General features: G+C 56.8%; 27 protein-coding genes. 11 read left to right on the top strand and 16 right to left on the bottom strand.

Annotation, left to right across the window (positions count from 1 at the left end; all coding sequences use genetic code 11):
* The first annotated feature begins 39 nt into the window (after positions 1–39).
* Positions 40–1233, top strand: coding sequence for a capsule biosynthesis protein (locus tag AB4Z24_RS00960; RefSeq protein ID WP_441705184.1), 1194 nt, complete (start codon positions 40–42; stop codon positions 1231–1233).
* Positions 1234–1244: 11 nt separating this feature from the next.
* Here AB4Z24_RS00960 and AB4Z24_RS00955 read toward each other — a convergent pair whose 3' ends face one another.
* Together AB4Z24_RS00955 and AB4Z24_RS00950 are read right to left on the bottom strand one after the other, a co-directional pair.
* On the bottom strand, positions 1245–1976 hold the full coding sequence (locus AB4Z24_RS00955) for an ABC transporter permease (RefSeq protein WP_441705182.1): 732 nt from the start codon (positions 1974–1976) through the stop codon (positions 1245–1247).
* 98 nt (positions 1977–2074) lie between these two features.
* A complete protein-coding gene (locus tag AB4Z24_RS00950) occupies positions 2075–2500 on the bottom strand; it encodes a hypothetical protein (protein WP_441705180.1) in 426 nt (141 codons plus the stop codon).
* Between the two features lie 190 nt (positions 2501–2690).
* On the opposite strand from AB4Z24_RS00950, the gene AB4Z24_RS00945 reads away from it, so the two are divergent.
* Positions 2691–3881 (top strand): capsule biosynthesis protein, encoded by a 1191-nt coding sequence (locus AB4Z24_RS00945; protein ID WP_441705178.1) that lies wholly within the window; start codon positions 2691–2693, stop codon positions 3879–3881.
* Between the two features lie 18 nt (positions 3882–3899).
* Positions 3900–4589, top strand: a complete 690-nt coding sequence (locus AB4Z24_RS00940; protein ID WP_441705176.1) for an ABC transporter ATP-binding protein — start codon at positions 3900–3902, stop codon at positions 4587–4589.
* A gap of 113 nt (positions 4590–4702) precedes the next feature.
* On the opposite strand, the gene AB4Z24_RS00935 is transcribed toward AB4Z24_RS00940, so the two are convergent.
* The 6 genes from AB4Z24_RS00935 to AB4Z24_RS00910 all read right to left on the bottom strand — a co-directional run bounded on the left by AB4Z24_RS00935 (position 4703) and on the right by AB4Z24_RS00910 (position 10021).
* Entirely contained in the window at positions 4703–6496 is a 1794-nt protein-coding gene (locus tag AB4Z24_RS00935; protein WP_441705174.1) for an arylsulfatase, read from the bottom strand.
* 113 nt (positions 6497–6609) lie between these two features.
* The gene (locus AB4Z24_RS00930; RefSeq protein ID WP_441705172.1) at positions 6610–6960 is read right to left on the bottom strand and encodes a hypothetical protein; all 351 of its coding nucleotides are present in this window, start codon (positions 6958–6960) and stop codon (positions 6610–6612) included.
* Positions 6961–6991: 31 nt separating this feature from the next.
* Entirely contained in the window at positions 6992–7903 is a 912-nt protein-coding gene (locus tag AB4Z24_RS00925) for a formylglycine-generating enzyme family protein (protein WP_441706037.1), read from the bottom strand.
* Between the two features lie 443 nt (positions 7904–8346).
* Positions 8347–8919 carry a SphA family protein gene (locus tag AB4Z24_RS00920; RefSeq protein WP_441705171.1) on the bottom strand — a complete coding sequence of 191 codons (573 nt, stop codon included), beginning with the start codon at positions 8917–8919 and terminating at the stop codon, positions 8347–8349.
* The gene (locus AB4Z24_RS00915) at positions 8903–9289 is read right to left on the bottom strand and encodes a hypothetical protein (RefSeq protein WP_441705169.1); all 387 of its coding nucleotides are present in this window, start codon (positions 9287–9289) and stop codon (positions 8903–8905) included. The genes AB4Z24_RS00920 and AB4Z24_RS00915 overlap by 17 nt, the downstream gene beginning before the upstream one ends.
* Before the next feature lie 144 nt (positions 9290–9433).
* Positions 9434–10021, bottom strand: a complete 588-nt coding sequence (locus tag AB4Z24_RS00910; protein WP_441705168.1) for a glutathione binding-like protein — start codon at positions 10019–10021, stop codon at positions 9434–9436.
* A gap of 174 nt (positions 10022–10195) precedes the next feature.
* On the opposite strand from AB4Z24_RS00910, the gene AB4Z24_RS00905 reads away from it, so the two are divergent.
* From AB4Z24_RS00905 to AB4Z24_RS00895, 3 genes are all read left to right on the top strand, one after another.
* Positions 10196–10411 (top strand): hypothetical protein, encoded by a 216-nt coding sequence (locus AB4Z24_RS00905; protein ID WP_441705166.1) that lies wholly within the window; start codon positions 10196–10198, stop codon positions 10409–10411.
* A gap of 353 nt (positions 10412–10764) precedes the next feature.
* Positions 10765–11931, top strand: a complete 1167-nt coding sequence (locus AB4Z24_RS00900) for a hypothetical protein (RefSeq protein ID WP_441705164.1) — start codon at positions 10765–10767, stop codon at positions 11929–11931.
* Between the two features lies 1 nt (position 11932).
* A complete protein-coding gene (locus AB4Z24_RS00895) occupies positions 11933–12178 on the top strand; it encodes a hypothetical protein (protein WP_441705163.1) in 246 nt (81 codons plus the stop codon).
* A 45-nt stretch (positions 12179–12223) separates the two neighbouring features.
* On the opposite strand, the gene AB4Z24_RS00890 is transcribed toward AB4Z24_RS00895, so the two are convergent.
* Entirely contained in the window at positions 12224–13048 is an 825-nt protein-coding gene (locus AB4Z24_RS00890; RefSeq protein WP_441705161.1) for a tetratricopeptide repeat protein, read from the bottom strand.
* A gap of 222 nt (positions 13049–13270) precedes the next feature.
* Here AB4Z24_RS00890 and AB4Z24_RS00885 point away from each other — a divergent pair, with 222 nt between their 5' ends.
* Positions 13271–14074, top strand: coding sequence for an FkbM family methyltransferase (locus AB4Z24_RS00885; RefSeq protein WP_441705159.1), 804 nt, complete (start codon positions 13271–13273; stop codon positions 14072–14074).
* A 58-nt stretch (positions 14075–14132) separates the two neighbouring features.
* Here AB4Z24_RS00885 and gmd read toward each other — a convergent pair whose 3' ends face one another.
* The 3 genes from gmd to AB4Z24_RS00870 all read right to left on the bottom strand — a co-directional run bounded on the left by gmd (position 14133) and on the right by AB4Z24_RS00870 (position 17558).
* Positions 14133–15164: a GDP-mannose 4,6-dehydratase gene (gene gmd / locus AB4Z24_RS00880; protein ID WP_441705157.1), complete on the bottom strand. Its 1032-nt coding sequence runs from the start codon at positions 15162–15164 to the stop codon at positions 14133–14135.
* A 65-nt stretch (positions 15165–15229) separates the two neighbouring features.
* Positions 15230–16057 (bottom strand): glycosyltransferase, encoded by an 828-nt coding sequence (locus tag AB4Z24_RS00875; RefSeq protein ID WP_441705155.1) that lies wholly within the window; start codon positions 16055–16057, stop codon positions 15230–15232.
* A 748-nt stretch (positions 16058–16805) separates the two neighbouring features.
* The gene (locus AB4Z24_RS00870) at positions 16806–17558 is read right to left on the bottom strand and encodes a HugZ family pyridoxamine 5'-phosphate oxidase (RefSeq protein WP_441705154.1); all 753 of its coding nucleotides are present in this window, start codon (positions 17556–17558) and stop codon (positions 16806–16808) included.
* Positions 17559–17709: 151 nt separating this feature from the next.
* Between AB4Z24_RS00870 and AB4Z24_RS00865 the strand changes: the two genes are divergently transcribed.
* Both AB4Z24_RS00865 and AB4Z24_RS00860 read left to right on the top strand, forming a co-directional pair.
* Positions 17710–18165 (top strand): cupin domain-containing protein, encoded by a 456-nt coding sequence (locus AB4Z24_RS00865; RefSeq protein WP_441705152.1) that lies wholly within the window; start codon positions 17710–17712, stop codon positions 18163–18165.
* 94 nt (positions 18166–18259) lie between these two features.
* Complete coding sequence (locus tag AB4Z24_RS00860) at positions 18260–19117, top strand: c-type cytochrome (protein ID WP_441705150.1); 858 nt, start codon at positions 18260–18262, stop codon at positions 19115–19117.
* A gap of 4 nt (positions 19118–19121) precedes the next feature.
* Here the strand turns inward: AB4Z24_RS00860 and AB4Z24_RS00855 are convergent, their stop codons facing one another.
* The 4 genes from AB4Z24_RS00855 to AB4Z24_RS00840 all read right to left on the bottom strand — a co-directional run bounded on the left by AB4Z24_RS00855 (position 19122) and on the right by AB4Z24_RS00840 (position 23582).
* Positions 19122–19829 carry a methyltransferase family protein gene (locus AB4Z24_RS00855; RefSeq protein WP_441705148.1) on the bottom strand — a complete coding sequence of 236 codons (708 nt, stop codon included), beginning with the start codon at positions 19827–19829 and terminating at the stop codon, positions 19122–19124.
* Positions 19830–20169: 340 nt separating this feature from the next.
* Positions 20170–22590 (bottom strand): endopeptidase La, encoded by a 2421-nt coding sequence (gene lon, locus AB4Z24_RS00850; RefSeq protein ID WP_441705146.1) that lies wholly within the window; start codon positions 22588–22590, stop codon positions 20170–20172.
* 10 nt (positions 22591–22600) lie between these two features.
* Positions 22601–23008 (bottom strand): Hsp20/alpha crystallin family protein, encoded by a 408-nt coding sequence (locus AB4Z24_RS00845; RefSeq protein WP_441705145.1) that lies wholly within the window; start codon positions 23006–23008, stop codon positions 22601–22603.
* 172 nt (positions 23009–23180) lie between these two features.
* A complete protein-coding gene (locus AB4Z24_RS00840; RefSeq protein WP_441705143.1) occupies positions 23181–23582 on the bottom strand; it encodes a translational machinery protein in 402 nt (133 codons plus the stop codon).
* 94 nt (positions 23583–23676) lie between these two features.
* On the opposite strand from AB4Z24_RS00840, the gene AB4Z24_RS00835 reads away from it, so the two are divergent.
* Both AB4Z24_RS00835 and AB4Z24_RS00830 read left to right on the top strand, forming a co-directional pair.
* Positions 23677–24090 (top strand): hypothetical protein, encoded by a 414-nt coding sequence (locus tag AB4Z24_RS00835; RefSeq protein WP_441705142.1) that lies wholly within the window; start codon positions 23677–23679, stop codon positions 24088–24090.
* Positions 24091–24616: 526 nt separating this feature from the next.
* Positions 24617–24937, top strand: coding sequence for a hypothetical protein (locus AB4Z24_RS00830; protein ID WP_441705140.1), 321 nt, complete (start codon positions 24617–24619; stop codon positions 24935–24937).
* Positions 24938–25105: the final 168 nt, after the last annotated feature.

Below are 25105 nucleotides of genomic sequence, written 5' to 3'. Positions count from 1 at the left end.
GTATGACAGTTCGAACATGAGAAGGACCAAGCCAAATCAATGACGGCAGCCGACAGAGCCGAGACGATTAAAAGGGGGGCGGATGGCGCTCGAGCCGCTTCATTTCGCAAACAGTCCGAAACTGAGCGCGGGGCTTTGTCGAAGTATGCGCGCCTCTGTCTTTGGTTGCTGCCGTCGATCTTGGCGATCGTCTATTATGGCTTAGTTGCCACCGACCAATACGTCTCTGAATCGCAATTTGTCTTGCGGACATCGGAAAAGCCCGCCGGGTCATCAGGTTTCGGCGCACTCCTGCAAATGAGCGGCATCGGAAGGGTAGAGGATGACGTCTACTCGGTGCAGGCTTTCTTATCGTCGCGCAGCGCGGCCGACAGCCTCGCAGAACGTTTGCCGGTTCGGAAAATTTACGGACCACAAAGCGCTGACTTTATCGCGCGATTTCCGTCGATCTTTTTCAACGATAGCAAGGAAGAATTTTACAAGTACCTGAATTGGATGATCACGACCCGATATGGCACCACTACTGGAATAGTGACATTGAACGTCCACGCGTTTGCCCCCGAAGATGCGAAAGATGTCAGCCTTGCGCTGCTCTCGCTTGCGGAAGACGTGGTCAATCGGATGAATGTTCGGATGCAGGAAGATGCCGTGCGTCTTGCAGAGCAAGAGGTTCGCCGCGCGGAAGAGCGGATGGTGTCGGCACAGATTGCGATTACGCAGTTTCGCAACAAAGAATTGATGATCGATGCATCCGGTTCGGCAATCGTCGTGGTTGAGGTTATCGCGAGGCTGGAAGCGGAGCGCGCGCAACTGGAGGCTCAGATCCGGGAAATCGCAAAAGGCGCCGGTATCAACCCTCAGTTGCCAGGCCTTCGGCTTCGGGCAGAGGCTCTGCAGTCTCAAATTTCGGCGGAACGGCAGAAGATCTCCGATCCAAAAGATGGGATAGCCGATCAACTGGCGCGTTACGAGCGATTGCTCCTGGATCAACAATTCGCCAAAGAGAGTCTTACATATGTGCGGCGATCTCTCGAGACGGCTCAACAGAATGCCAGGAGGCAGCAGCTTTACCTGGAGCGCATTGTCGAGCCAACTGCACCTGATAGCTCAATGGCGCCTACGCGGCTAAAAAATATAGCCACGGTCGCTGGGCTCAATATCGTAATGGTTCTAGTGCTGTGGCTGGTGGTTTCGGGATTCAAAGAGCATGTCGTGGAATCCCAACATGACTGAGCAGTGTGGGCTCAATTCGCGTGGAGCTTACTTCGCAACGAATCCAGTCCGTAAAGGCCAATAGCGAACAGCACGAGGCCGCAGAGTGCCGGGTACCACGGCGTAAAGTGCGTCACGACGGCATCGCCGAGCACGCCAGCGCGAAACATTTCATAGCAATGCACAGTCGGATTTAGCAGCGCGATCGATTGCGAGGAAGTCGGAAGCCAGTCGACCATAAAGAATGCTCCGGAGAGCGGCAGCATCAGGTACTGCATCGGTTGCACAAATCTTTGTGTCGCTTCGGAATATTCGCTCAGAATCGTGAGGATGAACCCCATCCCGCCGGCCAGGACAATCATGGATATCCATCCTGCCACCGCCCAACTTGGATCGGCCGGGAGCTCGATGAGGTCGGCTGCCGCAAGAACTAAGTATGCGAACACGAGGGCGGTAGTGGTGCCCATAGCCTCGAGCGCAAGCCTGGAGATGACGATGTCAACGAGCGTGATGCGCCGATGGTAGAGCAGGCCATAGCTGTGAGAGAGAAGACCGAGGCACGAGTTCGTTAGGTGGCGCCACAACGTCAAAGGTAGATAGCAGGTGAAGGCCATGCGCAAAATCGGCACGCCATGCTCGAAGGAGGGCTTTAAAGTATGCCAGATCGTCATGACGCCGGCGGCCAGGATCAGAGGCTCGAGGACGATCCAAAGGAAGCCAATATTCGCGCGGCCGTAATGGCTCATGACGTCGCGAATTATCAAGGCGCCGATACATCGAATCTGTGTCTTCAGGCCACGTTGAGACTCACCAGCCATTCAACAAACCCGCATTCAGCATTGGATGGCTCATTGCTTTCAGTTCAGGTGCCCGAGCCGAAAGTAAGATCAGATTTTGCAATCCAACGCGGTCCATCGACAGTCATGATTTGAATGCGCGCTCCGCTGTCCGACTGGGCGCTCGGCCTGAAGGGCACCGATAGAGAGTCAGCCGGCACGCGTTCCCCGTCATTGCTGGTTGGCGATCCATAAAGGATCACTGTCGCGTGCTTGAATCCGGTGACCATCTGCCGCTGTGCCGACGAGGAGGGTGCGTTCGTCGTGGTCCCGTTTCCAACGCCAGCGACGGCCAACGGATTGCTATCGTTCGCCTGTGTGGCTTCCGAGCCACTGGATGAGAGGCTGAGACCGCCATTGGGTGCTGTTGGCGTCGCCAAATTGGCTGAACATCCGGCAAGCGCCGAAAATAATATACCTGTCGCCAGAAGGAACCGTTCCGTTTTGCGCATCGTCCCCCTCACAGCGTACTTTGATTTCCCAGCAACGTAATGCCCTTATATATTACCGAGTGGCCATAAGAGGTCAAAGCCCGGCTGCCTCATCAATTACTTCTATTGAATTTATATGCGATATCGCGTTCGGTAGCCTGATGGCTGCAGCTTGGATTTTTGAGGGCATTCTACTAATGGAGGGCAGTCCTTGCAGTTGAAAAGGTCTGCGCTCGAACTCGAGACGGTCGAACTTGTGCCGGTTGGGGCCGGCCCTCGTGCATCCGTAATTGAACGCAAAAATCCGTTTCTTTATTTCGTGGCGGCTTGGCGCTGGTTCCTCATATTCGTTGGCGCTCCAACTGCACTCGCTGCGGTCTATTTATTCGCGATCGCGGCTGATCGATATGAATCGGAATCCAAGTTCATTGTCCGCAATCCCAGCCTCGGCACGTCGTCCCTAAGTGGACTCATGCAGGAGGTCGGCGGCGCCGGGATGACGAACGACGCTTACATTGTTCACGCGTACATGCGTTCGCGAGATGCTCTTCAGGCGCTCGTATCGCAAGCTGACTTGCTTGAGCGATTAAATCGCCCTGAGGCGGATTTCCTGTGGCGCTATCCGAGTTTCCTTTTCAAGCAGTCGCAAGAGCATCTGTGGAAGCACTTCAATCAATTCCTAACGATCGACTATGATCAGACGACGGGTATTAGCACTCTTCGCGTGCAAGCGTTTCGCCCCGACGACGCAAAAATAATAGCGGAAGTTCTCCTGCGCTCGGCCGAGACGCTCGTCAATCACATCAGTGCAAGAGCTCAAGGGGATGCCGTCGCGACCGCTCAGCGAACGGTCGAAGATAGCCGGCTCAACGCGCAAGATGCCGTCAACAAGATAACCGAATTTCGCAAGAAGAACCGGCTGATCGATCCCGGAAAGATTTCCGCGTCGGCTCTCGATACCATTACCCAGCTTTCGCTCGGTATTGCGAAAACGAAGGCCGAACTTGCAGAGTTGACGAGTTCCTCCCCGGACAGCCCGCAGGCAACGTCTCTTCAGCGTCGTATAGCGGCGATCAACGATCAGATTGCGCAAGAGCGACGGTTGCTTGCCGGTTCCGACCAGTCTCTTGCGCCGCTCCTCGCCGAATATGAAATGCTCACGCTCAATCGGGAATTTTCCGAACGCACATTTGCATCGGCTCAGTCCGCGTTGGAAATGGCGCGTATCGAGGCATCCCGGCAGCAGATTTTTCTCGAGAATATCAGTGCTCCAACGGCTCCCGACTATCCGTTCTATCCCCGGCGATTTCTGCAACTCATAGGCGTGTTTGCACTTTGCAGTCTCTTCTATGCGATTGGCCGCAGGCTTGTGCTCGAAGTGCTGGCGCACGCCGAAAGATAGTGGTTTCGCGGGAAATACATGACCGGGATGCAATCAACAATTTTGGCGCCAAATGACGACGCGATCATTGTTCGCGATCTCGTAAAGGAATTTGATACGGAAATCGGCGTCCGGCGCGTCCTGAACGGCATTTCGTTTCGCGTGGGTCGAGGAGAGCGCCTTGCCGTTCTCGGGAGAAATGGCGCCGGAAAGTCGACGCTCATTCAAATTTTGTCGGGCGTTCAGGTTGCGACCAGCGGTACGATCGAGCGCGGGCTCACGATGTCCTGGCCGCTCGCGTTGTCTGGCGGCTTTCAAGGCGAACTCACAGGGTTCGACAATGTTCGCTTTATCGCGCGAATTTATGATGTTCCGTTCAAAGAGACGTATGAGTTCGTCAGTGATTTCTCTGAGATCGGACGGCAGCTTCATACGCCCTTCAAATATTACTCAAGCGGAATGCGGATGCGCTTGGCATTCGCGTTGTCACTGGCAATCGATTTCGAATGTTTTCTGATCGACGAGGTCATTCTTGTCGGCGATCATCGCTTCCAGGAGAAGTGTCATCGAGAGATATTTGAGAAGCGCGCCGATCGCGCCATGATCCTGGCAATTCATGACGGGGTGATCGTGCGTGAGCGCTGTACCGCGGCGCTGGTTATGAAAGACGGCAAGGGGAAAGTTTTTACCGATCTCGATGCCGCGGTGAATACGTACTCCACATTATAGAAGCCCTTGTTGCGCTGCTCGAAGCAATATCACAGGAAAAATTCATAACACTGTTTCGGTGTGTGGCCGTCCCCGTCGGGAAATGACGGGAACTGGGGGCGTTCGCATCGGGACTATTGCGGCACGCGCTCCAGCATGTGCTCGTCAATCATCTGATTCAATTTGCCGCGAATTCGGTCGAGGTCCAAGTTTTTCTTGAAGGCCTCCTTCCGTTTGATGTCGTCCATTTCCTCGGAAAGAATGTTCGCCGGATTGAAACTCGGCGGGAACGAGCGAGGTGGAAAGTCCTTGAACGTCGACGCGAACTGAAACACGTCGTCCATAACGCCGTACATCGATCCGACGTGGTTCATCTGCCAGTCCCAGAAGGTATTCGACGTTATATCCGCGCGCTCGAACGGATCCTGGAAGAGGTTGAAGATTTTCTGCAGACGAAGCGTGGTGAAAGGTTCCGCCCAAACTTCCATGGTACCCGGCGACCTTTGCTCCGAGAAGACATACTTGTAATCGCCTTGCCGGAATGACACGAGCAGCCCATCATCGTTGGAATAAAAGAAGCTGTTGCGCGCGCTTTTCACGCCGTTGTTGTTCGCGGCGCTACCGCTGACGTTTTGTAAGAACGCCGACTGGTCGTAGCCGTCGAGGTGCACTTTGTAATTTATGCCGTTGGCGGTGTAGCCGGCTTTGAGTTTCCCGACGATATCAGGTTCTCCGGCAATCGAACAAAGTGTCGGTATCCAATCGTTGTGACTCATGAGCTCGTTGGTCACGGTTCCGGGCTTGATGTGTCCGGGCCAGCGAACGAGACAGGGCACGCGGAATGCGCCTTCCCAGTTCGTGTTCTTTTCCGAGCGGAACCACGTCATGGCGCCGTCCGGCCATGTGTTCATGTGTGGGCCGTTGTCGCTCGAGTAGACGACGAGCGTGTTGCCGGTTATACCAAAATCGTCGAGTGCTTTGAGCAGGCTTCCGATGGTGTCGTCGTGCTCCATCATGCCGTCGATGTACTCGCTGTCGCCGTGCTGATAACGCCCGCGATGGCTGGGGCGAACGTGTGTTCGCAGATGCATGCGCGTCGAGTTGAACCAGACGAAGAAGGGCTTACCCGCCGCGTGTTGGCGCTTGATGAAATCGATCGCGGCGCTCGAGGTCTCGTCGTCGATCGTTTCCATGCGCTTCTTGGTCAGAGCGCCGGTATCTTCAATTATCTGCTTGCCGACTTTGCCAAAACGCGGATCGACGGTCGGGTCGTCAACATCCGTCGCCTTGCATTTTAGAACCCCGCGCGGCCCGAACTTGGCGCGATAGGCCGGGTCCTTCGGATAGTCGGGCAGTTCGGGTTCTTCCTCGGCGTTGAGATGGTAGAGGTTGCCGAAGAATTCGTCGAAGCCGTTGACGGTCGGTAGCGATGGGTTGCGATCGCCGACATGGTTCTTGCCGAATTGTCCGGTGGCATAGCCGAGATTCTTGAGGAGGCCTCCGACAGAGGGATCGAGCTGGCTCATGCCCATGGGCGCGCCGGGGAACCCGACCTTGCTCAAGCCGCTCCGCATGATGTGCTGACCGGTGAGAAATGCCGAGCGGCCCGCCGTGCAGGATTGTTCGCCGTAGTAATGCTGGAGCTTGAGGCCTTCTTTGGCGATCCGATCGATGTTCGGGGTCTCGTAACCCATCAGGCCGTTGGAATAGGCGCTGAGATTGGCGATACCGATGTCGTCGCCCCAGAGTACGAGAATGTTTGGTTTGCTGCCGGACAATGAAGTCGGCGAAGGTGCGCCGGGCTGCTCCTGGGCTTCGGCGCGCGTGCTCAGCGCGGCGGATAGAGCGAGCAGCGACGCGCCGCTCGTCAGCAAATTTCTCCGATCGAGTGAGGACTGCGATTGAGCATCATTTGCGACGGTACCCATCAGACATTATCCTTTCATTCGAATATTCTCCCCGATGACCCTCGTCGTTTTCCCGTCGGTAGGAGCCGCGCGCCTGAGACACGCGGCCGAAAGCCGGTTGACGCTCGCGGATGTCAGCCGCAGTTGCCGTAGTACCTGTCGCGCCAATAGGCGCTTCCGGTCGATTTCCATCTGTTCCAGTAGTAGGCGCAGGTGTCCGAGGCGGCGGCCGCGCCGACCGCGACACCGGTTGCGACGGCTCCGGCCACCCAGACTCCATTGACCCAGCGGCCGCGGCGATAATCTCGCCTGTAGACGCGGTTTGCTACCCTGGCTCTGTGATTGAATCTCACGTTGTTGGCCGCGATGTGGGCTCTGGCGTGTGGACCTGCGAACCTCCGCGCATCGGCTTGCGTCGTCACGCAAGCCATTCCGGCGAGAAGAACTGTGAAGGCTGCGATAAGGGACGGTGTCACCGTTTTCATTTTCCACTCCTTCGCGGTGTCGATTGTTTTTCTATTTGCGGAGAACGCAGCGAAACCCGACGTGGCTTGTGGATGTATCGACGGGTTCCGGGTGGCGAGCGGCGGGGCGGTAGCGGCGGCAGTAGTTCGGCGCGCATAGGTGCGAGCCGCCCTTCAGGACTTTGCGCGCAATTTTGATGTTGGGCAGGCGAGGATCGTAACTCTGGTCCTCACGCGGCCCGCGAGGGTTTTCCGGGATGCAGCAAGCCTTCGGGGCATCGGCCGGATGTTTCGGGGCATACCAGTCGGACGTCCATTCCCAGACGTTGCCGATCATATCGTAAAGACCGTAGCCGTTGGCGGGAAAAGCTTTGACGGGAGACGTTCGTTCAAAGCCGTCCAGCTTCAGGTTCTCCTGCGGAAAATTGCCTTGCCATGTGTTGGCCATGTGCTGTCCGCCGGGCGTTAGCTCATCGCCCCAAGCGAACTCGGCCCCTTCGAGGCCTCCGCGCGCGGCGAATTCCCACTCGGCTTCCGTCGGCAGGTCCTTACCGGCCCATCGCGCGTAGGCCTCAGCGTCTTGGTAGGCGACGTGGACGACCGGATGATCGTCGAGGCTTTTGATCCAGGAGCCCTTGCCATAGGGATGACGCCAGTTCGCGCCGAAGCGAAATTCCCACCACTGGCTCCAATCGGCGAGGCCGACGGGGTTTCTCGGAGGATTGAATACGAGCGAACCTGCCTTCAGCATGTGCGGAAGAGCGCCGGGATAGTCTTCCGCTTTCGGCGCGATCTCGGCAAACGTCCGATATCCCGTCGCATCGACGAACTTCCGAAATTGCGCATTGGTTACTGGCGTTTCGTCGATCCAGAAATCGTCGACGGATACCCGATGAACCGGGGATTCCTCCGCGTAATGATGGTCAGATCCCATTTTGAACGTGCCGCTCGGAATAAGGATCATTCCGGAATGCGGAGATTGCTTTTCGAATTGCTTTTCCCGAATGGTGGAATCGGACTTTTCACGGACAAGTGTCACGGGACGCCTCCCGCGCGATCGTGAGCCGCTTCGCCTGCAGAAATGTAATGTGGTTGAGCTGAGGTTCTGCGCGGATTTCGACGCCGAACGCCGCGCGACGATACCGTCAACACCTGGCGCGCACTAATCAGAAAAGAATGCCAAGGTGATCTCGTATATGAGATCGGGCCAAGCAACTGCATTGCCGTCCTCGCAGCCGACTACGTAGTTGCCCAAACCCGTCCGATATCACAGTCCGCCTGCGGCGAATGTCAGTCAATCAAATATGTCGTTGCGATGCGACAGCTCGGGTTAATCAGTAAACAGTCGATGAAAGAATGACTTTCGAGCGTGTATCGCTGCAGACTTCTATTCGAGCCTTTCGCCCTCTAGTATCGAATGGTTCCCGAGACGATCGTCATATTGCCTTCCCACCGGTGCTCGGTGTTGAATTCCTGATAATATCGCGCATTGAGGATGAGCGGTGTCTTGCCGACCAGAGGCGTATAAGTCAAACCCGGACCAATCGCGTCGACGCTTCCCTCGAACGATCCGAAGACCGCTCCGGGACCTGAGTCCCCTGTCAGCTGACGGTAGTCATAGCCGACGACTCCGAAGACAAGGCCCTTGTAAATTTCGCGGCCGACCGCCCATTCAAAATGAAAGTCCGTGCCGCTTTGATAATTCGTAGCGTCGTTGTTGAAGTTGAAAGTGAAGCCGGCCGTGCCGTTGAACTGGAGCTTTGAGCTCTTGTCTGTCCAGGTAAACGCCCAGCCTGTATCGATGCCCGGCCGGTGCAGACCGATAATCGGCTCGAACCCTACGGAATAGCGGCCTGAAGGGGCTACGACCTGCACGTAGGCCGTGTGTGCGAACTCGCCTTCCTGCCAGCCGAGCTGCGCGCGCGTTGTGATATCTCCGAGTCCGCCACCGGAAACACTGTCTTCAAAGGTGTTTCCCAACGGCCCGGTGACGCTCGCCTTTAGATCGACGTGTCCGACTGGCCACGGTGACGGAAAGACCAAGATGTCCGCCGAGCAGCTTTTGTTCGCGGACGTAGAGGCCATTTATTGCGGACTGGAAGAAATCGAGTTTGGCGCCGGCATTCAACGTGACGCCCCCAAAGGGAATCTCGCCGCTGATCTTGGCCTGATAGTAGCCGCTAACGAACGTGATGTACGTGCCGGGCGGAGGGGTTACACCCGCGCTAAAGGCAGAGCTGCCGAGACCGTAGGAGGAAAATCCATATTCGGCACCGGTTGCCGAGGAAGCGTGAGCGAAAAACCAAGCTCCTGACGCCATTCCCAAAATTAGAAATTTGCGATTGCGCATTCCGAGATTCCATTCTCAAAAGAACGCAATGCACGTTGTGATGCTAACCCGAAATGCTACCTGTGAATGTAGCAGGTGGGTCACGCTTTGGACGGTTTGTGAGATTTTGAGAACGCCATCGTCGAAGGGGCAGTTAGACGGCCATCACGCCAAGCCCTCCTGCTTCATCACAACGTCTACCGTGGGGCGGGCTCGCACGTGCTCGAAGAGGGTCTTCAACGGTTTCGGAAAATCGATCTTGCTCTTCGTGGCCCAGAGCAACATCACGAAGAGAAAAAAATCGGCGACGGTCGCGTGTTCGCCGAAAAGATACGGGCCCTTCGTTTGCGCGGCGATCTCTTTGAACCTCTCGCGGATTTTTGCGACGGCGGCGGTTTTGTCAGCGTCTGTCGCCGAGGCACGGAATATCGGCGCGAAAGCCTTGTGAATTTCGCTTGAGATAAATGCGAGCATCTCGAGAAGTCTATACTGACCGAATTGACCCGGAGCCATGAGCCCCGGGTAATTGCCGGCGATAAAACTGAGAATGGCGATGTTTTCCGTCAGGACTTGGCCATCGTCGAATTGAAGTGCCGGTACATAGCCCTTCGGATTGATGTCCAAATACGATCGGCCCTCTTCGAGCTTATGCGTCTTGAGATCAACCTTTGCCAGCTTGAACTTCCTGCCGGCTTCTTCCAACGCAATGTGACTGGCGAGACTGCAGGCTCCGGGTGAGTAATAGAGGATCATGAACACGCTCCGCGGTTTGATCGCTCAACGTTCACAGTGCCTCCAGGTTTCAGCGTCTTTAATGCTCATTCTCAGACTTAATTTACAACTAACCAAAATGATCGACAGCGCTCGTCGTTTGAAAACTGCGGCTTAGTCTCGCTGAATTACTGCGTGTCTAAAGGAGTTTTATGCATGTCAAAGCATCTCATATTAGCAGTCATGATCGGCGTTGCCACAATAGCTGCGCCCGCTGCATCGGAGGCGCATTGCCTCGGCTTGGATGGGGTTGGGACGGGTATCCACAGCGTCTTCGACCGCACTACAGCCCTTGCGGATGCCGCCTTCTACAAGACGCAGAGGCTCGGTGATCGAATGTTCGGTTGGTTGAACTGCGGTCACCGGATTTGAGCGGGTGACGATCGGGCGGCCTCGCCGAAATTCGGGGCCGCCTTCTCGAGCTGCAGTGATTTTGAGAACTGTATTGTTCGATTTTCTTCAATAAGACAGCTTGCGTCATCCCCCGAATATCCGACGCGGCTATCTCTTCCAGAAAAATTGTAACTTGTGCTGCGGTGCCTCTTCCGACGAAGGCGGCGGCGGAACCAAGAACTACGTTCTCACGGGATATCTATATCGATGTACTTCGTTGAGGACATCCAATGATCTAAGCTACTTTTGCTCGGGGCGTTCGTCGCCGAGGCACTGTTTTCCGGCAGAGGAATTTTATGGGGCGTATAGTATTAGCTTCGCCGGTGCCGCCAATGAATACCGGAACGGCGCCGTATCTCGGGCTGTTCATAGCCGCTGGTCTGTCGGTTCTCCGCTCGCAAGACGTATTGATCGTGACGACAGCGGAGTTCGGACGCTTCGATCCTCACTACATGGGAATGCCCGTTGTCGCGGTAGAGGACTACGATCCCGATCCCGACGATGTCGTGATCGCGTTTTTCGCGAACAATCGATTTCATCGCTTCGCCTACGCGATCGCTGCAACGGCCGACAGACGAAAGAAGCTCATCAGCGTTATTCATGATCCACAATGTTTTCAGGCCGTCTCCAACATGCATTCGAGGAGTGGAAGAAGCGTCGATACGGCTGGATTGGCCGAGCATATAAAGTACGAAATGCCGAAGCTGCAGGAGTGGATCCTGGCGAGATTTTCTGATCGGCGCTTGCCGCAAATTGTGAGTTGCAATCTCGTCGCGCAGTCGAAAATTCTCAGTCTTTCCGACGCGATCATCGTCCATAGCTATTACGCGGGGCTAAAGCTCAGTCTTGAAAGTTCACATGGCGCCGCGTTGCCGGAGATCATCGTGATGCAATTCCCGCGCTATCAGAGCGTGATCGAGCGCGTGCGCGGCAGGCCGGGCAAGTTTACGGTCGGTTGTTTCGGGTGGATCGCTCTATCCAAGCGGCCGCTTCAGGTCATCAAGGGTTTCGCCAAGTTTCTTTGGGCGTTGCCCGAGGAGGCGCGGTCCGATGTCGAGCTGAAGTTTGCAGGCTCGCTGGCCGATAAGACCTTGGATCCTCTGTATTGGGCGAAAGTCTACGGCGTGGAGCGCAATTGCATTCATCTCAGCGGACTATCTGACGAGGCCTTCGGGCGTGAGATGGAGTCGGTTTCTCTTCTATGCAACCTTCGCTTTCCCTCGTGCGGAGAAACCAGCGGAACAGTCAACCTCGCTCGCGACACGGGTGTGAGAGTCGCGATGTCTTCCTATCAGGCGTTTCGAGAGGAGGAGGCGGATTACTTCATCAGCCTCGACCCCTCGAGGGAGATTGGCGAAATATCCGCAGCGATCATGGCAGAGTATCAAAGGTGGCGATTGCCGGACACAGTCAGCCGGAGCTGGACGGAACAGAGATATGCGTTGCCGGGGAAGTACTCGGTAGCCGAAGCGATCTCTTATATTTTAGGGGGAGCATGAGATGGCGTTGAAGTTTCAACGACGGAATCTCAAATACTGGATTCCATTTTTTGGCACGCGATATCTGCTCAAGAGAATCGAGCGGCTGGAGGGAGAGCTCAACGCGTTGCGCGCGAGCGAGGACCGGCAAGCCGTCGTTATCTATTACGAAGCTCGCATCGAGGCGCTTTACGATGCGATCTGCCAGCGCATCAATCTAAGCAAGCCGGTCATCAATCCGGAGCGCCTCGATGTGCGTGATAGGTAATGCGTTCCTTGGCTCCAGCGTAGCGCCGTGAAGGTTTGCCACCCATCAATTGATGGGTGGCACCTCCAAGTGCGTGCTCTTGCGATCCAAACTCGGATCGAGCATAGACGCGGTTTTGAAATCGCGGTCGGCCGAGTCCAGGTCGCCTTCGTCGATATATGTGTCGGCGCGAACGAAGTATGCCAATGCGTATTTTGGATTGATGGCGACGGCCGTGCTGAAATCATCTATGGCGCCGCTGAACCTGCCCTGCATCTTCAATGCTACGCCGCGATTGAAATAGACGACCGGCTCGTGCGGATTGATTTTTATTTCCCGAGAATAATCTGATATGGCGGCATCCAGGTCACCTTTTTTGCGCAGACAATTTCCCCGGTTATTGTACACCCTCGGATAATAAGGCTCCAATTTTATAGCTTCGTCGTAATCGTCTATGGCGCGGTCGCAATCGCCGAGTGCCGCGTATACAATGCCGCGGCCGACATAATAATAGGGATCGGGGATGAGCTTAGCGGCGCTCGAAAAGTCCGCTATTGCGTGCTCGAAATCGCGTTTGGCGAAGTAAGCAAGAGCGCGGTTTCCATAGTAGATGGCGAGGTTTCTGGAGTTGTTGGATGGCGATTCGATCAGGATCGAGCAGCCCGTAATGTGCGAGTCTGGTGTTGGCCCTGACTCGCAGTCATGGGCTGCGTCCGCAAAGGCCGGGCTGAAAGAAAGCAAAAATAGGATAGGCGTTGCAATATAACGCATGTCCGTTTTCCCGAAATAGATGAGAAAGTCAGAATTCAGTATGTGAAAATAAATGGAATATCGGCCAGTCAAAATACGCCCACTGAGTCGGAATAATAACTCGGCGGCCGCGTCGCGCAATATCGAATGGCCAGATCTCCCCAAGCTTAATCATCGACATATTGACGTAAGCTCTCGTCGAAATGTCCAGATGAGGCATTAGTCGAGGAAAATGTCGCGGTGCTTCAGTTTTGCCTGTCGATGTTAATTCAGTGGTTTGCTTGCGATGTGCATACTGTGATGGCGCGAATTTCATTTTCAAACGACAGAGTATTTCTCAAATTTTTCTGTAGCGGATTTTTTATGAAACAACGCATCGTCCTGGCCGGACGCCCGTTGGAATTTGAAGGCGAGGAAGGCGACTATTATTTCCAGAACCTTTCGGAATTTTCACAAGGTGTCGGCGAGCGAAATCTGCTGAGATTTGCAGCGCGGCATCTGCATCCAACGAGCACATGTTTGGACGTCGGCGCGCGTATCGGGCTTACGACGGCGGCCTTGGCGCTCGCCTGTCCGAAAGGGCACATCTATGCTTTCGAGCCTTCCCCCAAGCGCGCGCTGCATTTGCGCGGGAACATGATGTCCAACGCTCTGTCGAATACGACGGTCGTGGAGCGTGCTTTGGGTGCGACCTGTGCCACGAACTCGGCGATTGTGAGAGATCACAGTTGGCAGCCATTATCCGCCGACGATGCGCGCGTTGCGATGGAGACGATCGATAACTGGTCGGCAGCGATCAGTTCGCCGATAGATTTCGTCAACTTGAACGTGGGAGGCTATGAAGCCCACGTTCTCGCCGGCGCCGCCGCGACTCTGGCCCGCGATCGTCCTGTGATCTTCATGGAGTTCAATTCCGTTGCGATCGCGTTCGCCGCAAGGCGAAGTCCCCTGTCCTTTGCTGAGACAATTTGGAAATTGTTCGATGTCTTCGAGATCGATGAAGACGGCGTATTATCGGCACTGGATGCTCGTCTTTTCGTTCTGAACAACATGGTTCGTCATGGATGCGTCGATGACATTGTTCTGGATCTGAAGCCCGATCAAGACGCGGAGTCGATACGCGAGGTTCTGGCGAACGAACTCGAGGCGGAGGCAGCGGCGGCTTGATGCCGTGCGCTCAGCCGCGAGCATCGGACAGGACCGCGCGAGCAATTCAGCCTGCGGCTCAGAACAGAACGCACCCGCGGGAGACGCGATCATTGTCGGCGGAGGCCATGCCCTCGACCAGCTCTTCAAAGGTCGCCTTCGGCTTCCAATCCAAATCTCTCTCGGCCTTCGCTGGACAGCCGATCAAGGTGTCGACTTCAGAAGCTCGGAAGAATGCAGGATTGACGCGGACCACGATCCTGTTCGTGCTGCGATCGCGTGCCGTCTCGTTTACGCCGTCGCCTTCCCATGCGAGCCTGAAGCCCAATGCGTCCGCAGCGTGGGTTACGAAATCGCGAACGGAATTGGTTCGGCCTGTCGCGAGAACGTAGGTATCGGCGACCTTGTGTTGAAGCATCTTCCACATGCCTTGCACGAAATCGCCGGCAAAACCCCAGTCGCGCGCGGCATTCAGGTTTCCAAGTTCGAGTATGTTTGCGTTACGATGCTTGATCTTGGCCAGCGTGAGCGTGATCTTACGTGTAACGAATTCCTGTCCACGCAAGGGGGATTCGTGATTGAAGAGAATGCCGCTCGCGGCAAAGATGTTGTGGGCCTCGCGGTAGTTGACCGTAATCCAATGTGCGAACAGCTTCGCAACGCCATAGGGGCTGCGAGGGTAGAGCGGCGTCATTTCCGATTGGATTTGATCCTGGATTTTTCCAAACATCTCGGATGTCGATGCCTGATAAAACCTGGCTTGCGAGCCGGTCATTCGCAAGGCTTCGAGGATGCGCAGGACACCGAGCGCATCGAGCTCGGAGGTGAGGAGAGGCTGCCGGAATGAGGCCGCGACAAAGCTTTGCGCCGCCAGATTGTAAATTTCATCGGGCTTTATTTCGTCGATGACGGACACGATGTTGGAAAGCTCAAGCAGGTCGAAGTCGTGGTATTGTATCTCGTTTTCAATGCCGAGTTCGGCAAGGCGGCCACGGTTCATGCTGGCGGTTCTCCGCACGCCGCCGTGGACAGCGTAGCCCTTCTCCAGCAAAAATTTTGCGAGGTATGCACCGTCCTGACCGGTGATGCCGGTTATAAAAGCTGTTTTCATGAAATAGTCCCCAAAATATCAACGGTAAGAAGACGAACTCCAAAATAGTCTGTATCCGTCGTTCTTCAATTTGCGCGGTTGTTCGCTTGGGCTAGTGTCTTCAATATGACGGCAGCCGCAACGAAGTCCGCTTCCGCCCAGTAGAGCCCCTCAGACCGGTAGTGGCGAAGCATGTCGCGGTATGGCGTCATCCGGTAGGGGAGCGGAAAGGCGTGATCGTAATCGTTCATGTATTCGGCGGGCGCCGACCAGTTCGTTGCAATCGTCGGCACACCGGCTTCCAGCGCCTCTTTGATCGTGAGGCCGAAGCCTTCCGCGCGGTGGAGCGAGAGATAGACATCGCTCATTCGGAATAGAGCAGAGATGTCTGCGTCCGTCAGGCGGCCTTCGATGAGCTGAATGTTCCTTCCGAGCCGCCGCAGCATGGAGCCGCGCGTGAGCAAAGTTGTTTTTGTGAATTGCGCTTTGATCAGCAGCTGAAAGCTTGGATCGTCGCCAAATGCCGACTTCCAAGCGTTGATGTGGGCCATTGGATTTTTGCGCGCAGGGCATGAACGCAAATCCATGATCGCGAGGCCGACGAATGCATCCTTGCGAAGACCCATCTGTGCTCGAGAGAGCTCGGAGGGGTCGGTCAGCTTGACTTTGTGGGGCGTGACTTCGCACTGCAGACCCAAGCCGCTGCAGATGGCGGTGGCCGAATATCGCGAGGGTGTTCTGAAGCTATGCAACACGGCTTCCAAGAATTTCCATTCCTTGGGGCAGTAGGGCATTTCCCAGACCAGATTGCCGACCCTCCAGCTATGCGCGATGAATTCCGGAGGAAAGTATGAAAGTGTTCGCGCATAGGTATCGGGCTGGCCGAGAAGCAGCAGGCTCCTTGGCGGGGCCAAGCTCCCGCTTCGGATTTTCCGCAATAGCTCGTCGGGACTGGATTCTGTCGTATCGACGATTGTCGCCGGCGGGCCGTTCGCATTCAGGTAATCGAGATCGTATCGCGCAGAACGACCGAGACCGTTTTCGTCGCCGATCGGGCCCGCGATGATGTCAAAGAAATCATCGGTTGGAGGCGATAGGATTGGATCTTTCTTCCAGGTGCTCGCAATTTTTTTGTTTGAGAGCGATCGCGTGTGAAGGCGTCTTGAGCTCTTAATCCGGTGTGCGAGCAATCTTATCCAAGTGTATCCGGGAAGCTTCTCGCGAAGCGACAATCGCAGACGACTGGATTCTAATCTCTGGACTGAACTCATTTGATCTCAAACTAAGTTTCACAACGAAAAGATGGAACGATTCGAACAGCTAAAGTAAGGCGTTCTGACTTGGCGTCCGAGGCCCAGTCAACGGCCCGAAAATTGGCCGATGCATCCCTTGTGGATATGTTCCTGAACGTCCGCGCCTGAAATGACTAACAATAAAGAAGGTCCGACTACGCGCTGTTTGTGACGCGAAATTGGTCGCGTACACATGGTTCACTGATCATATGTTCTATATGCCGAAAGGCAGATTATTCGCGCCTCAAAGTTGTGGTCGAGGCCGCTTTATCGAAAACGCGGAAAACGCCTACATCGACCTCGAGCTTGGTACGTCCTATGCCCTGGAGCAGGCCATTGCCGATGGCCGGCGAGCTTCCGACGCGTCCGGTTACGCGTCGGCTTTCTTCGCGAGCGCGACGAGGACGGGCCGAAGGTCTTGTGCCGACTTCAGCGGCGCATCGAACCACAGCCGGGTGACTTCATCACCGGACGTCATATCCAGCCCCTCGGGGTCGATGGTGGCGAGACGCCAGCCTTCGGCGGAGTTCGCCCCCGCTTTCACGGCGTAGCGCCCGACCGCGTCGGCATGGTCCGAGTTCATATGCCCGACGGCGCCTTCCTCAGACTCAGACAGGGATTCGAGCGCCCCGGTTGGCACGGCGAGGTCGGCCGCCGTTATTGCGTAGGCTCTGCCGAAGCCCCCGTTCAGCGAGGCGCGCGCTGTCGTAAACTTCCAGAAGGCGAAATCCGGGAAGTCGGCGTATAATGCCGCTTTCGGATTGCGTCTCAGAAAGCGGCTTTTCACATGGGCGCGGGTGGGACTATCGCCAAGATTTTCCGCCGTTCCGATCAGGGTCATCCGCGAATAGGCAAGCGGGTCGCCCTTTCCGGGTTCGCCCACAAGCAGCGAACACCTCGCGTCGGCCTCGAGGTTCGCGAAATGGTTCGAGAGCCTTGAGATGAGGAAGACCGGCGAACCGTCCATTGCTGTCGCGAGGCTAACCCGGCTGACCGACGGCGAACCGTCGAGCGGGTCGATAGTGGCCAGCGAAGCGTAACGGGCGATGCGCATGAGCGTCTTGCCAAGGCGCCGCGCTGCGTCGTCAACAGGCTGAAGGGTATCTTGCTTCTTGTTTGTCATTTTTGGTTGCCTAGCTTGTTTAGATAAAACAGGGCGCTTGGCTAAGCTCGAACAAGCTTTTTGAATGGCTGCAGCGGGATCGATTTGATCCGCAAAACCCCTGCAGCGGGTTTTGTCACGAACAACGACCATAGGGAAGGAGTGATTTCAAATGACTACTTCGCCAGACCTCACCTGCCGGGTCATTCGCGCGGCGGATACCTATGACGGGAAGCAGGGTCTGACTTATTTCTGTGGGATCGCCTCGGAGACTGTCGGCTCGAAAGGCATCTGCATGCATCTCTTGACCGTCCCGGCCGGTGCGCGCGCCAAGGCGCACCTCCATGAAAATCATGAGACCGCAATTTATATGCTGGACGGCGAGGTTCTGACGCTTTTCGGGCATCGGCTCGAGAACTGCATTCCAACGCGGGCAGGCGATCTCGTCTACATTCCTGCGGGGGTGCCGCATCTGCCAATCAACGTGAGCGACAAACCGGCTTCGGCCGTCATTGCACGCACGGACCCGAACGAGCAGGAAAGTGTCGTTCTTCTGCCGGAGCTCGAAAGCCTCGTCGAGGAGAGGATCGCGTTGCTGAAAAAGTCGGGAATTCCGCAGGCGCAATAGCAGAGCCGTGGCGCGCCGCGGGTTGTGGAGCTGCGCAGCGTCTTTCGAGAGGGCGATCGTCTTGTGGCAGGCGACTATCATCAGGGGAAATGGAATGGCACGAGTACTGGCGCTTTTGCTTCTCTGGGCGTTCAGCGCGGGAAATTGTCTTGGCGCCGAGCGCGTTCTGACGTTGTCGTTCGGCGGCAAGCCGCACCGCCTTACCGCGGAGGAGCTTCTAGCGCGGCCGGACGCGACCGACCTGGTCGTTCCCAATGATTCCGCCTATCACCGCGAAATGAAGTATCGCGCCGTGCCGCTGCTGGGGCTTCTCGGTACTGCTTTGAAAGACGGTTTCAATACGATCGAAGCGCGCGCGAGCGACGGGTACGTGTCGCAAATCGCAAGTAATCTAGTGAAAAAGGGGGCCGAGGGCGGCGCCGTGGCATGGATCGCGGTGGAAGACCCGGCCAAGCCGTGGCCAAAACTTCCCGACAGGGATGCCAGCGCAGGTCCGTTCTATCTGGTCTGGGAAGGCGCTGAGCGCTCCGCCATCGGCAACGAGTTGTGGCCGTTTTCCGTGGCGTCGCTTTCGGGCGTCGACGACCCAATCAGGCGCTGGCCGCAACTGGCGGTGGATCGATCTCTCGGGGACGATGCGCCCGAGCGGAAGGGGCAAGCCGTGTTCATCAAGAACTGCATGACGTGCCACCGCATAGATGGCGCAGGAGAGGGCGAGATGGGTCCTGATCTCGGCCGGCCGATGAGCGCTCTCGACTACATTACCGAGCGCGGGCTGCGGGCCATTATCCGCAATCCTAAGGCTGTGCGCAGCTGGCCACAGCAGCAAATGGAAGGTTTCAGCGAGTCGGCAATTTCGAATGCGGAGCTCGATGCGCTCGTCAGCTATCTCGCCTACATGGGGAAGCGAAAGTCGGCCGGCGAGACTTTGCCTTCTAGAGCTACGCCATGAGCCGTCAGTAGATGCCGGGGACGAGCCGGTAAGGGACGCGCTTCATGAGATCGCGATATTCCTGAGATTGCTTCAGCACGCGTTCTTCGCGGTTCATGCGCGCGATCTGCAGCAAAAATGCAATCCCGTACCAGAAGGCATTCATGGCGACCGGCATGGCCAGCAACAGCCCGATGTGTGCCATCGTATAGCCTGCATACATGGGATGCCTGATGAATCGGTAAGGACCCTCGTGCTTGACACCGCGATTGGCGGCGATGATGCCGAAGCTCAGGCCAAGAAAGATCTTCGCTGATAGCTGCACGCAGATGCCGCTTATGATGATGATATAGCATACGACAAAGGGGACCCAAGGGTGCGCTGGACTCGGCGTAATGAGCAAGGGAGCGATCGAGCCTGACACGCCGATCAGCCAATCCGACGGGCGATCCGAGAGCGTCGGCGATGGGCGCCGCAGAAGAAGGAATGCCATCGGCACGATTTCGGATAGAAGCAGCAGATAAAACCGCAGGTCTTGAGTGGCCGACAGCTTGTGGTACGTGCGGAGGGCGAACAAGCTGAAAATTGTGAAGATGATCGAGCGTTCGAGAAGGTCGAGCACGATCACCTTATTCCAAGTGTAGGGTTCGCTTGTTTGCGGGGATGCATTCGTCGTTCGCTTTAAGAGATTTCCCTGAAAGGCGGACTGAACCCCACTTACGAATGCATTCATTGCCGCGGTCCCCTCAGGCGGGCGACTGAAACCTTGTTGTTTCGCCGTTATGACCGCCGCAATCGCTTATGCTCTCTCTACGCCGCATCCTTTAAGAAGAGCTGAATTGGTCAGTGCTTAAATCAATCTAGCAATATTTTCGTTAACACATTGTTTGCCGTATCCACGATTGCGCCCGTGGCGAGAATGTCGTTGCTCGTTGTGCGATCTGCGAGCGCGCAATCAGGCTGTTCCGTCCGCGCCAAACGTGAACAGCAGTAGCGCGACGATAAAGCTCCAGAAATAGAGCTCGCGTCTTCCCATAAATGCCGACGCAATGTCGGGAATTTCCGTGAACGGATCAGGCGTTGATCGTATCCGTCGCGGCATCGGCGGGTTTGCGGTCCAGCGCGCCAGCGACCGCATCGTCCACGCGCTCCAGCCATATGAATTCGAGACGATTGCGGGCGTCTTGAGGAATGTCGTCAAAGTCGCGCCGGTTTCGCGCCGGTAGCATGACGCGCGTTATACCAGCGGCCGCCGCGGCGACGACTTTCTCCTTGATGCCGCCGACCGGGAGAACGAGGCCCCGGAGCGAGATCTCTCCTGTCATGGCGGTGTCGCTTCGGACGGTGCGGTTCGTGAGGAGCGAGACGAGCGCCATGAACATCGCGACGCCGGCGCTTGGGCCGTCCTTCGGTGTGGCGCCAGCCGGAACGTGCACGTGGATCTCGCTTTTCTCGAATACGGCCGGATCGATCCCTAGGGATTGCGCGCGGCTTTTGACGAGCGTCATGGCGGCTTGAGCGCTTTCGCGCATCACGTCGCCGAGCTGCCCGGTCAGGATCAATCCGCCCTTGCCCGGGGACTTCGTCGCCTCGATGAAAAGGATGTCGCCGCCGACTGGTGTCCACGCGAGACCCGTCGCGACGCCCGGTACGCTGGTGCGCATGGCGACTTCATTCTCGAAGCGCGGCGCTCCGAGGCTTTCCGTGAGATCTTTCGGGCCGATGCTGACGCGCGCCGTACTGTCTTCGGCGATCTTGACGGCCGCGTGGCGAAATACCTTGCCGATTTCGCGCTCGAGTGCGCGCACGCCAGCCTCGCGCGTGTAACCGTGGATGATGGTGCCCAACGCCGCGTCGTCGATCGTGACCTCGTCGGGTTTCAGGCCGTTCGCTTCGAGCTGCCGCTTGACGAGATAACGGCGCGCGATCTGCAACTTTTCGCTTTCCGTGTATCCGGCAAGGCTGATGATCTCCATACGGTCGAGCAGCGGCCCCGGTATGGTTTCGAGCATGTTCGAAGTTGCGATGAAGACCACGCGGCTCAGATCGAAGGGGACACCGAGGTAGTTATCGCGAAACGTGCCGTTCTGCTCGGGGTCGAGAACCTCGAGCATCGCGGCCGAGGGATCGCCGTGAATGCCGCGGCCCATTTTGTCGATTTCATCGAGCATCATGACGCAATTGCGCGCGCCCGCCCTTTTGATCCCCTGAATGATGATGCCCGGAAGCGCGCCGACGTAAGTGCGGCGATGGCCGCGAATTTCGGATTCGTCGTGAACGCCACCAAGGCTAACGCGCACGAACGGCCGTTGCATCGCGCGGGCGATCGATTGGCCGAGAGATGTCTTGCCGACGCCCGGGGGACCTACGAAGCAGAGAATGGGTGCCTTGCCGTGGGGCGCGAGCTTGCGCACGGCGAGGTATTCGATGATGCGCGTCTTGATCTTTTCGAGGCCGAAATGGTCTTCGTCGAGAATGCGCCGGGCGGCGACGATGTCGATCGGCTTTTCTTCCGGCAACGCCCAAGGGAGCTCCGTCAACCAGTCGAGATAGGTACGGATCATGCCCGTTTCTGCCGCGGCGTCCGGCAAGCGTTGATAGCGCGCGAGTTCCTTCCGCGCGTGCTGCTCGACCTCGGTCGGCATTTGCGCCTTGGTAATGGCCTCGCTCAGCTCCGCGACTTCCTGAGATTTGCCGTCACCTTCGCCGAGCTGACGCTGGATCGCCGCCAATTGCTCGCGAAGCACGGCTTCGCGTTGACGGTCATCGAACGCAGCTTTGGTTTGACGGCCGATCTCCTGCGCGATCCGCATGACCTCGATGCGCTCGGCGAGCAATTTCGAAACGCGGTCGATGCGGGTCGTCAGATCTACCGTCTCGAGGATCGCCTGTTTGTCTTCAGGCGTGATGTCCATGTAGCCGGCTGCGAGATCGGCGAGCGCTGCGGGAGACGCCGCGTTCTCGATCGTTGCTATCAGTTCCTGAGGAGCTTGCGGAAGCAGCTGCACCGCCTCAAGCGCCTGATTTCGAAGATTTCGGAAACGCGCTTCGATCTCGGTGGTGCGCGTGTCGGGTTCAGGCAGGTGGATGACACGTGCCGTCAGGAATGGCGTGCCAGGGAGGAAATCATCGATGCGGATGCGCTGCACGCCTTGCACGACGACGTGATGCGTACCGTCGGGCGCCGCGAGGTAGCGAATGATGTTGGCCAGCGTGCCTATGCGATAGATATCGCCGGGGCCGGGATCGTTGTTGTCTGGGTCGCGCTGCAGAAAGACGCCGATCTGGCGCTGCTCGCGCACGGCCTGCTGAGCCGCGGCGATTGATTTATCGCGGCCTATCGTCAGCGGCAGGATGAGCCCCGGGAAGAGCACGACTTTGCGGACGGGAAGAATAATCAGCGCATCCGGCGGAATATCGGCGTTCCGTGTGGCGTTGCCTGTCTCGGGCGCTGTCTTTTCCGTATCCGTGGAGTTCGCGTCACCAAGTGCCATTGCTTTTACCTCACCCAGCTTTGGTCAGCGAGAACACCAGGCAACCGTTCGCTACGAATTGGCGAACGGCGTATCGTCCTGCCGGCAATTGAATTCGGCGCTCGAAGCGCCCCTGCGGCAGCTCGAGGTGATGGATGACGGCATTGCGAAGCTGCGGCGGCACAACACGGCGGCCCGAAACGATGAGGACGCCGTTCTCGATCGCGGCTTCGACCATTTCCGGATCGACGCCCGGAAGCGCCACAAAAACGAGAATTTCACTTTCCGTCTCCAGCACATCGACCGGAGGTTCCCAAGCAGGCTCGTTCTTGGCCTCCGGGCGCTGTAGGGAAAAAAACTGCCTATGCATACGCTCGGCGCGCGTCAACGTTTCGACGGCTTCAGCCAACATCCAGGTCATCGGATCTCTTTTTGACATGAATACTCTTTCGCTTGCGGATTGATCCGTCGAGAAAGTCTGGTTGGGGAAATCTATCGCGCTGGATTCGATCTGTCGCGGGTTGGATGTTTGCAGAGCATCGCTGCGGCCTGTCGCCGTTCGCAGGGCTCGCGTCTGCCAGATGCAAGGTTACGGCGGCCGATGCTTTTTATTACCTGGCCCTCGGCGGCTCCATCAGGTCATCCTTGAAGAACCGGCGGGCGAGGGCGAGGATCTCTCCATCGGTCGGATGACCAACTGTTTCCACCCCTCTGATCTTCGGCTTCAAGGCGGGAGCGCGACGGTCGATATGGTTTATCAAGGCAAGCTTTTCGTTTGCCGGACCGATGATGAGGATGGCGCCTGCGTTGGCCAACGCGTCGGTCACGTGCTGCAAGAAGTCCGGATCTTCTGGCGCGTGCCCGCTGCCGATGGTGTTGGCTTTGTGGTGGATATGGCGAACGGGATCTTTGGGACGGACGACGATCTCGTTTGCATCCGAAACATTGAAAAAGAAGATGCGGGCTTCGTGGTGGTCTATCCAGATAACCGCGTGAAAATGTTGGTCCGACATGCGATCTCCGTATGAGCGAGCGTGGGCCAATTCGATGTCGTGCTGCGCGCAATCCCGAGCAAGGCTCTTTATCGAAGGTTTTTACGGCGCCTGATTGACAGGGATCTTTTTCACTTTCTTGCTGGCGACCGGTTTGGCGGTGGCCGGCTTCGTCGCGCTTGGCTTGGAGGAACTCAGCTTCTTCGCGGTCTTCTTATTTTTGGTGGCCTTCTTGATTTTTTTGTCCTTGCCGGCGGAGAGACTTTTGCCGGCATTGTCAGGGGCCGCGGTGGCAGCCGCGGTTGTCTTGGCTTTTGTTTTGCTTCCCGGCTTCGACTTGGAACTTGCAGCTTTCTTTTTTGAAGATTTGCCAGTCTTTCCCGCATCCGCGGCGGCGGAAGCTTTGGCGGCCTTCCTGCTCTTTATGCTTTTTCTGCTGACATCCTTCGGATCTATGGTTGCTTTGGTGTCGTCGCCGCCAGCCACCGCCGTCTTGGTGACGTTCTTGCCAGCCTTCGCAGTGTTGTGACGCTCGACGTCGGCCTTTGTGATTTCTCCGGCTTGCACGAGCGCGACCAGACACGGCGTCGACAGACCTTCGCCAACAGTGCGCATGCACTTGCGGAGCTCTTCAGTGCCAACGGAAAACTGGCTGCAGTGCTGATAGTAATCGCCTCTGCACGCTTGCCTTACGTTATCGTCGACCGCATAGGCGTAAGCGCTCGACAGCACGAACGCGGCAACGCCGGCTACCAGGAAAATGCCGCTTCGAGCGGAACGCAGACATCTAGAAATTGTATGGCTGCTGACGGGGACAAATAGGTTTTGCAAGCGACTAAACCCAGGTCTGACCTCAAACACGGCACATTCCGACAATAAAGGCTGCCGCGACGGCCGCAACCCGGCCGCTATTAGCGACTAGAACGTGGTTATCAATAAAGTAGTTGCAAGAACGGATGAATTGTTTGCATTAGGGCCCGCGTTGAGCCTCGGGCGGCTAATTCGGGCCCAACACACCAAATTTGCTTGAATTCCGTAGCGTCGAGCTCGCTGTCATGGCATTGGCAGACGCGCTTTTCACAGTAAGGGGTGGGCCCTTGGGTCCGGCAAGTGCGATGAAATCAAAAAAGATAGCACAAACGATCGCAGTTTCGGCAGCGGTGCTGACCTTTGCGGGCACCTCGGCCGATGCCTACTCGCAGAAGGTGAAGAACGCGTGTTCGGCCGACTACTCGAGCCTCTGCGGAAAGTACCGGCAGGGAAGCTCTGAACTCCGCAGATGTTTCGAGAGCAACCGCCGCGTGCTTTCGAGAGATTGCATCGAAGCCCTGGTAAACGCCGGAGACGTGCCGGCGCGATATCTGCGGCAACGCTAGTCTCACACCGTTCCGAATTTCGAAGCTGCGCGATACCGAAGCGGACGTCGCATAAGTCCCGATACTGATCCGTTCGCGCCGTATGACGTTCGTCTCCGCTCATCTTGCATTGCGGTTTGGCGATCGCCACCTGCTTTGTGCTTCGGTGATGGGGCGCGAGGGAGAAGG

Origin of the sequence: Hyphomicrobium sp. 2TAF46, assembly GCF_052114865.1 — a bacterium.
Taxonomy (GTDB): Bacteria; Pseudomonadota; Alphaproteobacteria; order Rhizobiales; family Hyphomicrobiaceae; genus Hyphomicrobium_B.
Note: the sequence above shows the minus strand (reverse complement) of the source record. Positions and strands in the feature narration are given on the sequence as shown.